The sequence below is a fragment of the Streptomyces sp. PSU-S4-23 genome (genome assembly GCF_055632315.1).
On the sequence record NZ_JBVMUU010000002.1, the window covers coordinates 5,312,152 to 5,327,247 of the forward strand.

The window sequence follows — 15,096 nt, forward strand, 5'->3', positions numbered from 1 at the left end:
ACCTGGCAGACCGCTGTGGCACGGAAGTGACCGTTCCGCTACGGTGTCCGCGCCCCGCAACGGAACCGATGCAGGTCCTGACGTCGTCAATCGAACGGACAGGGCTCAGGGACCGGGCAACGCGGAGGGGTGAGCGATGGGCGCCTGGCAGCCGCTGCCGGACGATCTGCCGTCGGAGGTACGGCACTTCGTGGAGCAGTTGCGGCTCCTGAAGGACCGCACCGGTCTCAGCCTGGTCGCCCTCGGCGCGCGCACCGCGTACAGCAAGTCCTCCTGGCAGCGCTACCTCAACGCCACCCAGCCGCCGCCCCGTCAGGCGGTCGCCGCGCTGTGCCGGGTCGCGGGGCTCCCCGGTGACGAGGCGGAACGCTTCGCCGTGCGCTGGGAGTTGGCCGTGCACGCCTGGCCCCGCCCGCAAGAGCCGGCCCCGGCACAGGTATCGGCACCGGCACAGGTACCGGCCCCGGACCGGCTCCCGGCTCCCGCCCCGGCTCCCGCCCCGGCCCCCGCCCCCGCCCCGGCCCCGGCGCCCGCCGGGGCCGCCGGGCCGGCGCAGGCGCCGGGATCCGGTCCGGTGCCGGGGGAGTACGAGGAGGATCCGACGGTCCCGTGGTGGGACCGGCTGGAGGAGAAGCGCGAGACACGGCCCGCCGGGCGCCGCCTCCTGCTCGTCGCCCTCCTCGCGCTGGTGACGCTGCTCGCCGTGGTCCTCGTCGGTGCCGTCACGCTCGGGTGATCTGGTCCCCCTGTGCCTGCCGAGGTCGCCGCTGTGTCTCCGTTGTGTCGATATGTTGACAAGTTGGCGGATGTCCGCCGGACCCCGGGCACGCCGGGGCTACCGTGGGGGAGGCCGGACCGCGGACCGGCGGGCGCGCGACGGCGCGCGTTCTCGCCCGAATGCTCCCGTGCGCCCGCACCCGGGGAGCTGACATCCTGGCCGGGTGCATCCCGGTGGGTAATTCAGAACGGGGAATCGGCGGCGGGCGTCGCGCACGGGGGAACGCCGGCACATACCAGGGGGAAAGAGGGGGGAAGCAATGCCTCGCTGGAAGGCCTTGCCCGATGAACTCGACCCGCAGATGAAGGAGTTCATGGTCCAGCTGCGGCGGCTCGTGGACCGCAGCGGGCTGAGCGTCTCCGCCGTGGCAGACCGCACGGGCTACAGCAAGACGTCCTGGGAGCGTTACCTCAACGGCCGGCTGCTCGCGCCGAAGGGCGCGATCGTCGCCCTCGCCGAGGTGACCGGCACCGATCCCGTCCATCTGACGACCCTGTGGGAGCTGGCCGAGCGCGCGTGGAGCCGCTCGGAGATGCGTCACGACAGGACGATGGAGGCCATCCGGATCTCCCAGGCGCGCGCCGCGCTCGGGGAGGCCGGGGCGGCACCCGGCACCAAGGGCCGCGGCGGCACCGGGGCCCGCAGCACCACCGTGGCCTCCGGGGAGGCGGGACCGGCCGGGGCGGCCTCCGCGGCCCCGGCGAGGCCGGCGGACGCGGACGGCGCGCGGGGTGCGGACGCCGACAGCGGTGGACGGCCGCCGCGGGCCGGTTCCCCGGGGGGCAACTCCTGGGGGCTCGCCGGATACCGGGGGCCGTCACGGACCGGCGCGGCGGCCGCCGCGCCCACCGGGTCGCCGGTGCCGGCGGGCGGGCCGGCGCGGACGCCCGGCGCGTCCCGGCCCTACGGGCCGACGACGGCCGACGGCGAGCCCCGCGACGCCCGCCCGGACACCGGGGGCCCGTCAGGCGGGGGGCGGCGCGGGCGCCGGCTGACGATGTCCCTCGTGGGCGTCGGCGGGGCGCTCGTGGTGATCGCGGCGGCGTTCCATTTCACCGGCGGTGACGGCAAGAGGCCCCAGACCGCGCCCGGGCCGTCCACGACATCGGCGCAACCGGGCACCGACCTGCCCGCCGGCGTCAAGTGCAGGGGCACGGGCTGCACCGGCAAGGACCCGGAGAACATGGGCTGCGGCGGCACGCGGGCGACGACCACCACCAGCGTCACCGTCGGCACGACCCTCGTCGAGGTCCGCTACAGCAAGACGTGCGGGGCCGCGTGGGCCCGTATCACCCGGGCCGCGCAGGGCGACCGGGTGGAGGTGTCGGCGGGCGCGTCCGCCCGGAAGCAGACGGGCTCGGTCACCCAGGCGGCGGACACGGACGCGTACACCCCGATGCTGGCGGTGAAGGACGCGGCCGAGGCGAAGGCGTGCGTGACGCTGACGTCGGGCCGGAAAGGGTGCACGGCGTAGCGCGTGCCCGGCGGCGGGCGAGGGGGGAAGGCGGCGTGCGCCGGGGCGCCGCCGCCGGCTGGAGGGCGCGCGCAACCACGCGGCGCTCCTCTTCCCGGAAAGAATCTCCGCACGGCACGCATGAGTGTCCCGCCGCGGGGCAGGCGCACGGGTACCCCCCCCCACGGGAGTCCGGCAGGACACCCCACGGCGGCCGCCTCTCAGTCCCCCCTCTGTCGCGGGCGGCCGCCGCCCCGCCGGGTTGTGGGGCGGGCCACACGAACCCGGCCGTCCGGGGTCCCGGATGCGCGATAGCCTGACCGCTGGATCTCTCTTGACGCCAAGAGATCGATCATTTGTTCCGTTGATCGATCATCGCGGCGGGCACGGCCGCGCGCCGGCCGTGGGATCCCGTAACCCCGGGGCGACGGCGCCCCACCGCCAGCTGTCATACGGAGAACGCCATGACCCGCACTCCCGTGAACGTCACCGTCACCGGCGCGGCCGGCCAGATCGGCTACGCACTGCTCTTCCGCATCGCCTCCGGCCATCTGCTCGGCGCGGACGTGCCGGTCAGGTTGCGCCTCCTGGAGATCACCCCCGCGCTCAAGGCGGCCGAGGGCACGGCCATGGAGCTCGACGACTGCGCGTTCCCGCTGCTGCAGGGCATCGACATCAGCGACGACCCGAACGTCGCCTTCGACGGCACCAACGTCGCCCTCCTCGTGGGCGCCCGCCCGCGCACGAAGGGCATGGAGCGCGGTGACCTCCTGGAGGCCAACGGCGGCATCTTCAAGCCGCAGGGCAAGGCCATCAACGACCACGCCGCGGACGACGTCAAGGTCCTCGTCGTCGGCAACCCGGCCAACACCAACGCGCTGATCGCCCAGGCCGCCGCCCCGGACGTACCGGCCGAGCGCTTCACCTCGATGATGCGCCTGGACCACAACCGCGCCCTGACCCAGCTGTCGAAGAAGACGGGCACCCCGATCACCGAGATCAAGCGCCTGACGATCTGGGGCAACCACTCCGCCACCCAGTACCCGGACATCTTCCACGCCACGGTCGCCGGCAAGAGCGCCCCCGAGGTCGTGAACGACGAGAAGTGGCTGGCCGAGGACTTCATCCCGACCGTCGCCAAGCGCGGCGCCGCGATCATCGAGGCCCGTGGCGCGTCGTCGGCGGCCTCCGCCGCCAACGCCGCGATCGACCACATCCACACCTGGGTCAACGGCACCGCCGAGGGCGACTGGACCTCCATGGGCATCCCGTCCGACGGCTCCTACGGCGTTCCGGAGGGCCTGATCTCCTCCTTCCCGGTCACCTGCAAGGACGGCAAGTACGAGATCGTCCAGGGCCTGGACGTCAACGAGTTCTCGCGTGCCCGTATCGACGCCTCCGTCAAGGAGCTGGAGGAGGAGCGCGCAGCGGTCCGCGGCCTCGGCCTCGTCTGACCCGCCTCCGCCCGGCCTCCCCGGCCGTGCTCTGCGATCCCCGGGTGCCCGCCGCCCGGGGATCGGTGCGTCCGCGGTGTCTTCAGCCGGGCGGTGCCCCGCCTCCGGCGGCAGACGGTGAGGCCGGCTCCTCGCCTTGAGGGTCAGCTCCTCGCCGTGAGCCGCTTCTCGAACCAGTGGGCCGCGTACACGTTGTCGTCGTAGCGCGGGATCTCCGTGTACCCGCAGGCCCGGTACATCGCCTGGGCCTCCGTCAGGACGGCGTGCGTGTCCAGGCGTACGACGCCGAGGCCGCGTGCGACGGCCCGGCGCTCCAGCCCGTCGAGGATGCGCCGGGCAAGCCCGAGCCGCCGGGCGTCCGCGTGCACCCACACATGCCGGATCTCACCCACTCCGGGCTCCAGCGTGCGCAGCGCCCCGCATCCCACCGGACGGCCCTCCTCGTACGCGACCAGGAAGGCGCCGGCGTCCGCGGACACCTCCTCGGGGCGCACGAGGGCGGCGGGGTCGAAGCCCTCGGGGAAGCGGGCGTCGATGTCGGCGGCGTAGGCGTCGAGGCAGGCGCGGGCGTCGGCGCAGCCGCCGTCGACGTGCTCGACCGTGATGGCGGCCAGGCGCAGCAGACGCCGGACGGCGCCGAGGGCGCCGGTCAACTCGGCGCGCTGGCCGTCGGTCAGACCCGCGAGCAGGCTCTCGGCGAGGGCGTCGGCACGGCGGTTCTGCTCGTCGACCTTGACGCGCCCGGCGGGCGTCAGCTCCGCCAGCCGCACCCTGCTGTCGTCCGGGTGCACGCTCACCCGCACCAGCCCCTGCGTCTGGAGCGCCTGCGCCATCCGGCTCAGATACCCGGCGTCCAGCCCGAGCCGCCCCCGCAGCTCGCGCAGCGGGGCCCCGTCCCCGATCTCGTACAGCAGCCGCGCCTCGCCGAGCGGCCGGTCCTGGCCGAGGTAGTGGTCGTCGAGGACCCCGATCCGCCGGGTGAAGTACCGGTTGAACCGCCGGAGGGCCGTCACCTGCTCACTGGACACTCGCTCCATGGTTCTTTGACCCTAGTCAAAGGACATGCGGGGTGTCCATGCCGGGGAGCACCGCCGACGGGCGTGCGGTGCCCTACCTCCTGGGCAGTTGGGCGCGGACCTTCGAGATGTCCACCGTCTCGCTCGCCGGCGGGATCCTCGTCGGGACCGGCTTGTTGTAGTCCGTGAAGGTCAGGGCCAGGTTCGTGCCCTGCCCCGTCTGGGTGGCCCGGTACAGGCGGCGCGGCATGTCGGTCGTGATGTACAGCGTCGACTTCAGGCCGTTCACCGTGAAGGACAGGGGGACCACCCGCGTGTGGTCCAGCGCCCTCGCGAGGCCCTCCGTCAGGGAGGGGGGCGCGGTGACCGTCGCGGCCTTCTGGAGGGTGCCGAGGTCGCAGCTGCCGGCGATGCCGCTGAGGAGTGTGTCGGCGGTGGAGCCGTGGAGGTAGCGGCCTGCGAGCGAGGTGGCCGCGTCGATACCCCGTTGCCCGGGCAGTTCCGCCTTCCAGAACGTGCCGTCCGGCTTCAGCCACACCTCGGCGCCCCGCTTGATGATCTCGACGCTGCCGCCGTTGCCGCCCATCGTCATGGTGCCCGCGCAGTTGCCGCCCCGGTCGAGCGCGAGGCTCATCGATTTCGGCAAACGGTTGTTCGACGTCACCGCCGCGCTGCGGTCCGTGTAGCCGATACGGATCGATGTCGCCTTCCGCAGCCCGTCCTGCGCCTGTGCGGCCAGCCGCCGCGGGTCCGGGTTGCCGCCGGTCTGGGCCGCCGAGACGCCGGCCAGCCCGGGAGCGAACAGCAGGCCCACCGCCGCGGCCGTCGTCGTCGCGCAGGCCGCCCTCGTGAAGCCACGGGTCCGGGACATCGCATCACCTCCATGAGTACCTGGTCGTCAGATTACGTTTGCCCGCTTTCCGACGCATTTTCAGAGACTCCATGCCGGGGAGGCGATGCGTGCCCCGTCGCGCGGCGGTCACTCCAGCCGCGCGGCGATCTCGCCCAGCGCCGCCATCGCCCGGCGCTGCAGCCCCGGCCCGAACGTCACGCGGGTGGCGCCGAGCTCGCCGAGTTGCCGCGGTGAGGGGCCGTCGGCTCGCGCGTACACGTTGAGCGGCCCCTGGATCCCCGCCCGCAGCAGTGGCAGCAGGTCCGCCGGGGCGCCGATCGGGTACACGCAGTCGGCCCCCGCGGCGACGTACAACGCGGCCCGCTCGATGGCCCGCTCGGGATCGGTGACGCCGCGGGCGAACGTGTCGACGCGTGCGTTGACGAACAGGGTGTCGCCGGCCTCGGCCCGCACCCGGGCGAGCCAGTCGGCGTGCTCCCGCGGATCCTTGAGGACCCCTCCGCGCGAGTCCTCGAGGTTGCAGCCCACGGCGCCCGTCTCCAGCAGCCGCTCCACCAGCTCCTTCGGCGCCAGCCCGTACCCGTCCTCGACGTCGGCCGACACCGGCACGTCGACGGCCCGTACGATCCGCGCGACCGCCGCGAACATCTCGTCGGCGGGCGTCTCGCCGTCCGCGTACCCGAGAGAGGCGGCGACCCCGGCGCTGGGCGTCGCGAGCGCCGGGAACCCGGAGTCCGCGAACACCCGTGCGCTGGCCGCGTCCCAGGGCCCGGGCAGCACCAGGGGATCGCCCGGCAGCCGGCCCTGATGCAGGGCCCGGAAGGTCTCGGTGCCGCTCACCATTGCGTGCTCCCCGCTGGGATCCGCCGGCTGACCATCAGCCGGTTCCAGTTGTTGATGACGGTGATCAGGGCGACCAGATGGGCGAGCCGCCCCTCGTCGAAGTGCTGGGCGGCGTCCTCGTACACCTCGTCCGGCACGAAGCCTCCCCCGGACGTCGTCCGCGGGGTGCCCCCGGCCAGCACCGTCACCGCCTCCGTCAGCGCCAGCGCGGCCCGCTCGCGCTCGTCGAAGACCTCCCCGGCCTCCTCCCAGGCGTCCAGCAGGTCCAGCTGACGCTCACTCACGCCGTGCCGGCGGGCGATCGTGAGGTGCAGGTCCAGGCAGAAGGCGCAGTGGTTGAGCTGGGAGGCGCGGATCTGGACCAGCTCGGCGAGGGCGGGGTCACCGAGGCCCTTCTTCGCCGCGGCGCTCAGCGCCTGCATCGCGGCGCGGACGTCCGAGTCGAGGACCGTCGTGCGGGCCGCCGTGCGGGCCGTCACGAGTACTGCCCCGGCCGGTAGTGGCCCGGCACCGCGCGGGTCGTCACACCGAACCGGTTCCATGCGTTGATCACCGTGATCGCGGCGATCAGCTGGGCCAGTTCCGCCTCGTCGAAGTGCTTGGCGGCGTTCTCGTACACCTCGTCCGGCACGAAACCTCCCCCGGACTTCGTCTGGGAGGCGCCCCCAGTGAGGACCGTGACCGCCTCCGTCAGCTCCAGCGCCGCGAGTTCCTTCCCGGTGTAGAAGTGCCGCGACTCCTCCCAGGCGCTGAGCTGGATGATCCGCTCGACGCTCTCCCCCGCCGCGAGCGCGTCCTTGGTGTGCATGTCGAGGCAGAAGGCGCAGCGGTTGATCTGCGACGCGCGGATCTTGACCAGTTCGCGCAGCTTCGCGTCGAGGCCCTGCCCGGCGGCGGCGTCGAGCCGGATCATCGCCTTGTAGACGTCGGGGGCGTGCCGGGCCCACCTCAGGCGGGGCGTGTGCTCGGGCGCGTAATCGTTCGTGGTCATGCTCCCGACCCTAGGGGCGAGGTATCCCAGGAGTATGGTCCATTCCCATGGGCAGAGCATGGGCCACTTTGGGTGTCGACCTGCATCTGGAGCCGACCGGACCAGGGCTGCGCCGGGGCCTGACCGACGCCCTGCGCGAGGCGGTCCGCACCGGCCGGCTGACCCCCGGGACCCGGCTGCCGTCCTCCCGCTCGCTCGCCGCGGACCTGGGCATGGCGCGCAACACGGTCGCCGAGGCGTACGGCGACCTGGTCGCCGAGGGCTGGCTCACCGCGCGCCAGGGCTCGGGCACCCGGGTGGCCGAGCGCACCGCCCCCGGCCCGCGGCCCGCACCCGCCGCGCCCCGCCCCCGTGTGCTCGGGCGCCCCGAGTACGACCTGGCGCCCGGCACCCCCGACCTCGCCGCCTTCCCGCGCGCGGAGTGGCTCAAGGCCACCCGCCGCGTCCTGGCGGCGGCCCCGCACGACGCCCTCGGTTACGGCGACGGGCGCGGCCGCGCGGAACTGCGCGCCGCACTCGCCGAGTACCTGTCCCGGGCACGCGGTGTGCGCGCCGACCCCGAACGCGTCATCGTGTGCGCGGGCTTCTCGCACGGGCTGACGATCCTCGGCGCGGTCCTGCGGGCACGCGGTGTCCGCACGGTGCACGTCGAGTCGTACGGACTCGACGTGCACTGGAACCTGCTGGCGGAGGCGGGCCTGCGCACGGAGCCGCTCCCGTTCGACGCGCGGGGCACCGACACCGGCGCGCTGCCGGTCGGGGGCGCCGTGCTGCTCACTCCCGGCCACCAGTTCCCGATGGGCGTGCCCCTGCCCCCCGACCGGCGGGCGGCCGTCGTCGACTGGGCGCGGCGGACGGGCGGGCTGATCCTGGAGGACGACTACGACGGCGAGTTCCGCTACGACCGGCAGCCCGTCGGGGCGCTGCAGGGCCTGGACCCCGACCACGTGGTCCACCTGGGCACCGCCAGCAAGTCCCTGGCCCCCGGGCTGCGGCTGGGCTGGATGGTGCTGCCGCCGGGGCTCGCGGAGGAGGCCGCGGCCGTCAACGGCAGACACGACATGTGCGGGGCGCTGGAGCAGCTGACCCTGGCGGAGTTCCTGACGTCCGGCGCGTACGACCGCCATGTGCGCGCTTCCCGGCTGCGCTACCGGCGGCGCCGCGACGCCCTGGTCCACGCCCTCGCCGCCCGCGCCCCGGACGTCCGGGTCACGGGCATCGCGGCGGGCCTGCACGCGGTCCTGCGGCTGCCGCCCGGCACCGAGCGGACGGTGGTCCAGGCGGCGGCGTGGCAGGGCCTGGCGGTGCACGGCCTGCGCCGCTACCGCCACGAGAGGGCGGCCGCCGAGCCGCTGGACGCCCTGGTCGTGGGCTACGGGACGCCCCCTGACCACGGGTGGGCGGGGGCACTGGAGGCCCTGTGCCGGGTGCTGCCGTGAGAGGGCGGAAGGCAGGGCTCCGGCCGGCCGGAGGGCACGGGGCGGCCGCCCAGGGCTTGTCCCGGGCGTCAGGGCGGCACCCCTCAGCCGCCCGGCTCCGCCGGCATCACGAGACCTCTTCGGCAACCGGCGCTTCCCCGAACCTCGCCAGCGCCAGCGCCCCCGCCACGGCGACGAGGAAGCCGAGTACCGCCAGCCAGGCCAGCCCCTCGCGGGTGCGGTCGCCCAGCCACACCACCCCCACCACGGCCGGCCCCACCGTCTCGCCGACGACCAGGCCCGCGGTCGCCACCGTCACCGATCCCCGCTCCAGGGCGCTCGTCAGCAGCAGGAACGCCGCACCGCCGCCCAGGAGCAGCGCGTACGTCGCCGGATTGGTGAGCAGGACGGACGGCGTGAGGGCGTCGATCAGCCGCACCGCCACCTCGACCACCCCGAACCCGAACCCCGCGCCCAGCCCCAGCGCCAGCGCCCGCCCGCGTCCCGGCAGCCGCGTCCCGGCAGATCCGAGCACCAGCACGGCCAACGCCGTCGCCAGCATCGCGTACCGCAGCACCGTGGACCCGTCGCGGTTCCCCTCCGTGCCGGATGCCAGCCCCAGCATCGCCAGGCCCGCGCACACCACCCCGGCCGCGGCCCACTCGCTCCGCGTCAGCCGCACCCGCAGCAGCCTGGCCGCCACCACCGCCGTCACCGCGAGGCTGGAGGCGAGCGCAGCCCCCACCGCATAGATCGGAAGCGACCGCAGCGCCACGATCTGCAGCAGGAAGCCGAGCCCGTCCAGCGCGAGCCCCGCCAGGTACCGCCACTGCCGAAGGGCCCGCAGCAGCAGTGCCGCGTCCCCGCCCCCGCCCGTGCCCGCCGCGCGCGCCGCCATCGCCTGCAGCACCGTCGCCGTACCGAAGCAGACCGCCGCACCGAGTGCGCACACCATTCCCCAGAGCACGGTGCGACTGTAGGGCAGGCCGCAAGAGCGGGGGCGGGCGCGCCGGGCGGAAGCAAGCTCTCTAGTCTGATATTCATCAACATCTCAACGACGTCTCACCAACGACGTCCCATACGACGGGGGATCGCGGACATGGCGGACACACGCCGGCAACTGCGCTCGGGCACGGTCGTCCTCGGCGGTATGGGGCTTCTCGCCGCCGCCCTCACCGCCTGCTCGTCGGACCCGGACAAGCGCTGCGTCGACCGCGACAGCTACACCCTCGCCAAGGGCTACAAGGTCGTCGCCGACAAGAACTGCACCTCCGGGAAGGCGTCCGCCCGCGGCTCCTGGTACTACGGCGGCGAGAAGAAGAACGGCTGGGTCAGCGGCGGCTCCTTCACCAGGCCCCGGAGCTCCGGAGGCTCCGGCGGCGGCCACAGCGGCGTCGACCGCGGTGGTTTCGGCAGCGGTCACGGCAAGTCCGGCGGCTGAGCGCCCCGCCGTGGAACGCCGCACGATCGAGCCCCGCCCCGGCTGGCAGCAGACCGTCGAGGCGCAGGGCCTCATCTATCCGCTCACCCGCTACCCCGACGACTCCCTGCGCCCGTACTGGGACGAGAGCGCCTACTACACCTTCACGCTCCCCGAGGTGGAGGCGCTGGAGGACGTCGTCGAGGAACTGCACACCATGTGCCTGGCCGCGGCCGGGCACATCGTCGCCACGGACCGGTTCGCCGACCTCGGCATCACCGACCCGCGTGTCGCGCACGCGGTCGCCGAGGCGTGGCACCGCCGTGCCGAACTCCCCTCCGTCTACGGCCGGTTCGACCTGCGCTACGACGGCACGGGCCCGGCCAGGCTCCTGGAGTACAACGCCGACACCCCCACCTCGCTCGTGGAGGCGGCCGGCCCCCAGTGGTTCTGGATGGAGGAGCGCTTCCCGGGCGCCGACCAGTGGAACTCCCTGCACGAACGGCTGGTCGCCGCCTGGAAGAAGCAGTCCGCCCTGCTGCCGCCCGCCAGTCCGCTGTACTTCGCGCACTCCTGCGCCGACGAACTCGGCGAGGACCTGATGACGGTCGCGTACCTCAAGGAGACCGCGGAACAGGCCGGACTCGACACCGACTGGATCTCCATGGAGGAGATCGGCTGGGACCCGCTGTCCGAGCGCTTCGTCGACAACCGGCTCCGCTTCATCCGCAGTTGCTTCAAGCTCTACCCGTGGGAGTGGCTCACCACCGACCGCTTCGCCGGCCATGTCCTCGACACCCTCGACAACGGCGGCGGCACGGGCACCACGATGTGGATCGAACCCGCCTGGAAGATGCTGCTCAGCAACAAGGCGCTGCTCGCGATCCTCTGGGAGCTGTACCCGGGCCACCCGAACCTGCTGCCCGCCCACCTCGACGGCCCGCGGGAGATGGCGTGCACCACGGGCTACGTCGCCAAGCCGCTGCTCGGCCGCGAGGGCGAGGGCGTGACGGTCCACGCGCCGGGCGCCGGGCCCGTGCTGCGCGAAGAGCCCTGCTGCTACCAGGAGCTGGCGCCCCTGCCGGACTTCGACGGCAACCGGGTGGTCCTGGGCGCCTGGGTCGTCGAGGGCGAGTCGGCGGGGCTCGGCATCCGGGAGTCGTCCGGCCTGGTCACGGACGAGTACGCGCGCTTCCTGCCGCACGTGATCCTCTGACCTCTCCGGGGGACCTCCTCGGCGTCCCCCGGGAGCGGCGGCGGTCAGACGCCCAGGACACCACGCAGCCGAGCCAGCCCCCAGTCCAGGTCCTCCGTGCCGATGACGAGCGGCGGGGCGATCCGGATCGTGGACCCGTGGGTGTCCTTGACCAGGACACCCCGGTGCATCAGCCGCTCGGCCACCTCCCGGCCGGTGCCGCACGCGGGGGCGACGTCCACGCCCGCCCACAGCCCGCGCCCGCGCACCCCGGTCACCCGCCCCGTGCCGGTCAGCGCGCCCAGTTCGCTCAGCAGGTGCGCGCCCAGCTCCGCCGCCCGCGCCTGGTACTCGCCGGTCCGCAGCATCGCGATCACCTCCAGCGCCACCGCGCAGGCCAGCGGGTTCCCGCCGAACGTCGACCCGTGCTCACCGGGCCGGAACACCCCGAGCACCTCGGCGCTGGACACCACCGCCGACACCGGCAGGATCCCGCCGCCGAGCGCCTTGCCGAGGACGTACACGTCCGGGACGACCCCCTCGTGCTCGCACGCGAAGGTGCGTCCGGTGCGGCCGAGCCCCGACTGGATCTCGTCGGCGACGAAGAGCACGTTCCGCTCGCGGGTCAGCTCCCGCACGGCCGGCAGATAACCGGCCGGCGGCACCACCACCCCCGCCTCGCCCTGGATCGGCTCCAGCAGCACCGCCACCGTGTCCTCCGTCACCGCCGCCCGCATCGCGGTCACATCCCCGTAGGGCACGATCTCGAAGCCCGGCGTGTAGGGGCCGAAGTCCGCGCGCGCCTCCGGGTCGGTGGAGAAGCTGATGATCGTCGTCGTACGGCCGTGGAAGTTGCCGCCCGCGACCACGATCTTCGCCCTTCCGGCGGGCACGCCCTTGACCCGGTAGCCCCACTTGCGGGCCGTCTTCACCGCGGTCTCCACGGCCTCGGCGCCCGTGTTCATCGGCAGCACCATCTCCATGCCGCACAGCTCGGCCAGCCGCGCGCAGAAGTCGGCGAACCGGTCGTGGTGGAAGGCCCGCGACGTCAGCGTCACCCGCTGGAGCTGCGCGGTGGCCGCGTCGATCAGCCGCCGGTTGCCATGACCGAAATTGAGCGCCGAGTACCCGGCCAGCAGGTCCAGATAGCGGCGGCCCTCCACGTCCGTCATCCAGGCGCCGCCGGCGGACGCGATGACCACCGGCAGCGGACGGTAGTTGTGCGCGCCGTGGGCCTCGGCGGCGGCGATGAGTGTCTGCGTGGCGGTCACGGCGGCTCCCGGACGACGAGGGTGACCCTGCTGCCCCTGCTTCCCCCGCACATCCTCGCGCGCGGTGGACGCGGCGGACCCGTCCGCGGGCGGCGTCGCGTGTCGCGCCGTCCGAACGGCCGGGTAGGCTGGCCCGCGGGCCGTGACTGGCGCGCTGGGATGGGACGGACCATCGGGGAGCGGCCCGAGCAGGAAGTGTGCCGTGCGCCTGGGCCGTACCGTGAACGCCGAACGCCACGTCCGGAGGTCCCTGATGCCCGAGATGCCCGCGCCTGTCTCCACCGAGTCCACCGCCTTCCGCGCCGCCCTCGACGTGATCCGCGCCGTTGAGCCGCGCGTCGCCGACGCCATCGGCCAGGAGGTCGCCGACCAGCGCGAGATGCTCAAGCTGATCGCCTCCGAGAACTACGCCTCCCCGGCCACCCTGCTGGCCATGGGCAACTGGTTCAGCGACAAGTACGCCGAGGGCACCGTCGGCCGCCGCTTCTACGCCGGCTGCCGCAACGTCGACACCGTGGAGTCGCTCGCGGCCGAGCACGCCAAGGAGCTGTTCGGCGCCCGCCACGCCTATGTCCAGCCGCACTCCGGCATCGACGCCAACCTCGTGGCCTTCTGGGCCGTCCTCGCCCAGCGCGTCGAGTCCCCCGCGCTGGAGAAGGCGGGCGTGCGCCAGGTCAACGACCTGACCGAGGAGGACTGGGCCGAACTGCGCCACGCCTACGGCAACCAGCGCATGCTCGGCATGTCCCTGGACGCCGGCGGCCACCTCACCCACGGCTTCCGCCCGAACATCTCCGGCAAGATGTTCGACCAGCGCTCCTACGGCACCGACCCGGCCACCGGGCTCATCGACTACGAGGCCCTGCGCGCCTCGGCCCGCGAGTTCAAGCCGCTGATCATCGTGGCCGGCTACTCCGCCTACCCCCGCCTGGTGAACTTCCGGATCATGCGCGAGATCGCCGACGAGGTCGGCGCGACGCTGATGGTCGACATGGCCCACTTCGCCGGCCTGGTCGCGGGCAAGGTCCTGACCGGCGACTTCGACCCGGTGCCGCACGCCCAGATCGTGACGACCACCACCCACAAGTCGCTGCGCGGCCCGCGCGGCGGCATGGTCCTGTGCGACGACTCGCTCAAGGACCAGGTCGACCGCGGCTGCCCGATGGTCCTGGGCGGCCCGCTGCCGCACGTGATGGCCGCCAAGGCGGTGGCCCTGGCGGAGGCCCGGCAGGACTCCTTCCGCGACTACGCCCAGCGGATCGTCGACAACTCCCGCGCCCTGGCGGAGGGGCTGCTGCGCCGCGGCGCCACGCTCGTGACCGGCGGCACCGACAACCACCTGAACCTGATCGACGTGGCCTCCTCGTACGGTCTCACCGGCCGCCAGGCGGAGGCGGCCCTGCTGGAGTCCGGCATCGTCACCAACCGCAACGCCATCCCGGCCGACCCGAACGGCGCCTGGTACACCTCCGGCATCCGCATCGGCACCCCCGCGCTCACCACCCGCGGCCTGGGCACGGCGGAGATGGACGAGATCGCGGCCCTGATCGACCGCGTCCTCACGACGGCCGTCCCGGGCACGACCGCCAAGGGCGCCCCGTCGAAGGCCCAGCACGTCCTGGACCCGAAGATCGCCGACGAGATCGCGCACCGCGCGTCCGGCCTGCTGGCCGGTTTCCCGCTGTACCCGGAGATCGACCTGGGCTGAGGACGCCCGGCGCTCACAGATCGATGAGCTCCTGCCGCGGCCCGGCCGGCGGTCCCTCCCGCCGGGCCGCCGCCCGCCGCACGGCGCAGGTCCCCCCGATCCCCAGGGCGAGCCCCGCGCCGAGCCCCACGGCCCCCCAGCGCAGACGGTCCGGGGGGCCGTCCTCGGCGGCGGCCGGCCCGAACAGCCCGCCCTTCGCCAGCCGGTCGAAGACCGGCCGCGGCACCCGATGCCACCGGACGTCGTCGTCGGCCACGTCCGGCGCCGGGTCCGACCGCACCCACGCCGTGCCGTCCCCGGCCAGGAACACCTGGTCCTGGCGCTCGATCGCCACGTCGCCCCCGGGCGCCCGCCGGGTGTACGGCCACCCCCCGATCCCGGTCAGGCCCCACACCACGGTGGCCCGCACGCGCGGATACCGTCCCCGCAGCCACGCGTCCGGCACCCGCTCGGTCCGCCGCCCCGTCGGCCCCAGGAGCTTCCACAGCAGCGCGAAGTCACCCTCACCGGCCCGCAGTGTCGTCGTGCGGCCCGTGCCGGCCGCCGTCACCAGCGCCAGGTCGGGTATGTCCTTGCCCACAGCCCGGGCCGGCCCGGCGGTCGCGGTCAGTGCCCCCGCCGTCACCGCCAGCGCCGCCACCAGCCTGCCGAGCGCGCGCACACGGCCCCCGTTCTTTGTCATGTCCCCTTGTTACA

At 74.0% G+C, this 15,096-nt stretch carries 15 protein-coding genes and 1 riboswitch; of the genes, 7 read left to right on the forward strand and 8 right to left on the reverse strand.

From position 1 onward, the window contains the following. The first annotated feature begins 136 nt into the window (after nt 1–136). From ACZ79I_RS24400 to ACZ79I_RS24410, 3 genes are all read left to right on the forward strand, one after another. Nucleotides 137–736, forward strand: coding sequence for a helix-turn-helix domain-containing protein (locus tag ACZ79I_RS24400; RefSeq protein ID WP_471499595.1), 600 nt, complete (start codon nt 137–139; stop codon nt 734–736). A gap of 301 nt (nt 737–1,037) precedes the next feature. Then, a complete protein-coding gene (locus ACZ79I_RS24405; protein ID WP_471499596.1) occupies nt 1,038–2,252 on the forward strand; it encodes a helix-turn-helix domain-containing protein in 1,215 nt (404 codons plus the stop codon). Nucleotides 2,253–2,695: 443 nt separating this feature from the next. Beyond that, complete coding sequence (locus ACZ79I_RS24410; RefSeq protein ID WP_471499597.1) at nt 2,696–3,685, forward strand: malate dehydrogenase; 990 nt, start codon at nt 2,696–2,698, stop codon at nt 3,683–3,685. A gap of 143 nt (nt 3,686–3,828) precedes the next feature. Here ACZ79I_RS24410 and ACZ79I_RS24415 read toward each other — a convergent pair whose 3' ends face one another. The 5 genes from ACZ79I_RS24415 to ACZ79I_RS24435 all read right to left on the reverse strand — a co-directional run bounded on the left by ACZ79I_RS24415 (nt 3,829) and on the right by ACZ79I_RS24435 (nt 7,388). Further along, nucleotides 3,829–4,722 carry a bifunctional helix-turn-helix transcriptional regulator/GNAT family N-acetyltransferase gene (locus ACZ79I_RS24415; RefSeq protein WP_471499598.1) on the reverse strand — a complete coding sequence of 298 codons (894 nt, stop codon included), beginning with the start codon at nt 4,720–4,722 and terminating at the stop codon, nt 3,829–3,831. A gap of 73 nt (nt 4,723–4,795) precedes the next feature. Beyond that, nucleotides 4,796–5,572, reverse strand: a complete 777-nt coding sequence (locus ACZ79I_RS24420; protein ID WP_471499599.1) for a hypothetical protein — start codon at nt 5,570–5,572, stop codon at nt 4,796–4,798. 108 nt (nt 5,573–5,680) lie between these two features. Then, complete coding sequence (locus ACZ79I_RS24425; RefSeq protein WP_471499600.1) at nt 5,681–6,397, reverse strand: isocitrate lyase/PEP mutase family protein; 717 nt, start codon at nt 6,395–6,397, stop codon at nt 5,681–5,683. Further along, nucleotides 6,391–6,819, reverse strand: a complete 429-nt coding sequence (locus ACZ79I_RS24430) for a carboxymuconolactone decarboxylase family protein (RefSeq protein WP_471505184.1) — start codon at nt 6,817–6,819, stop codon at nt 6,391–6,393. Before ACZ79I_RS24430 ends, ACZ79I_RS24425 begins: the two co-directional genes overlap by 7 nt. A gap of 53 nt (nt 6,820–6,872) precedes the next feature. Continuing rightward, nucleotides 6,873–7,388: a carboxymuconolactone decarboxylase family protein gene (locus tag ACZ79I_RS24435; RefSeq protein ID WP_471499601.1), complete on the reverse strand. Its 516-nt coding sequence runs from the start codon at nt 7,386–7,388 to the stop codon at nt 6,873–6,875. A 47-nt stretch (nt 7,389–7,435) separates the two neighbouring features. Between ACZ79I_RS24435 and pdxR the strand changes: the two genes are divergently transcribed. After that, on the forward strand, nt 7,436–8,827 hold the full coding sequence (gene pdxR / locus ACZ79I_RS24440) for a MocR-like pyridoxine biosynthesis transcription factor PdxR (protein WP_471499602.1): 1,392 nt from the start codon (nt 7,436–7,438) through the stop codon (nt 8,825–8,827). 106 nt (nt 8,828–8,933) lie between these two features. On the opposite strand, the gene ACZ79I_RS24445 is transcribed toward pdxR, so the two are convergent. Continuing rightward, nucleotides 8,934–9,761: a DMT family protein gene (locus ACZ79I_RS24445; RefSeq protein ID WP_471505187.1), complete on the reverse strand. Its 828-nt coding sequence runs from the start codon at nt 9,759–9,761 to the stop codon at nt 8,934–8,936. A gap of 144 nt (nt 9,762–9,905) precedes the next feature. Between ACZ79I_RS24445 and ACZ79I_RS24450 the strand changes: the two genes are divergently transcribed. Both ACZ79I_RS24450 and ACZ79I_RS24455 read left to right on the forward strand, forming a co-directional pair. Continuing rightward, complete coding sequence (locus tag ACZ79I_RS24450) at nt 9,906–10,247, forward strand: hypothetical protein (protein ID WP_471499603.1); 342 nt, start codon at nt 9,906–9,908, stop codon at nt 10,245–10,247. A 10-nt stretch (nt 10,248–10,257) separates the two neighbouring features. Beyond that, the gene (locus ACZ79I_RS24455; RefSeq protein WP_471499604.1) at nt 10,258–11,442 is read left to right on the forward strand and encodes a glutathionylspermidine synthase family protein; all 1,185 of its coding nucleotides are present in this window, start codon (nt 10,258–10,260) and stop codon (nt 11,440–11,442) included. Nucleotides 11,443–11,486: 44 nt separating this feature from the next. Here the strand turns inward: ACZ79I_RS24455 and rocD are convergent, their stop codons facing one another. Next, nucleotides 11,487–12,692: an ornithine--oxo-acid transaminase gene (gene rocD, locus ACZ79I_RS24460; protein WP_471499605.1), complete on the reverse strand. Its 1,206-nt coding sequence runs from the start codon at nt 12,690–12,692 to the stop codon at nt 11,487–11,489. 132 nt (nt 12,693–12,824) lie between these two features. Further along, a riboswitch (ZMP/ZTP riboswitch) is annotated at nt 12,825–12,913 on the forward strand. 41 nt (nt 12,914–12,954) lie between these two features. On the opposite strand from rocD, the gene ACZ79I_RS24465 reads away from it, so the two are divergent. After that, nucleotides 12,955–14,400, forward strand: coding sequence for a glycine hydroxymethyltransferase (locus tag ACZ79I_RS24465; RefSeq protein WP_471505189.1), 1,446 nt, complete (start codon nt 12,955–12,957; stop codon nt 14,398–14,400). 13 nt (nt 14,401–14,413) lie between these two features. Here the strand turns inward: ACZ79I_RS24465 and ACZ79I_RS24470 are convergent, their stop codons facing one another. Continuing rightward, nucleotides 14,414–15,082 (reverse strand): hypothetical protein, encoded by a 669-nt coding sequence (locus tag ACZ79I_RS24470; RefSeq protein WP_471499606.1) that lies wholly within the window; start codon nt 15,080–15,082, stop codon nt 14,414–14,416. Between the last annotated feature and the right edge of the window lie 14 nt (nt 15,083–15,096).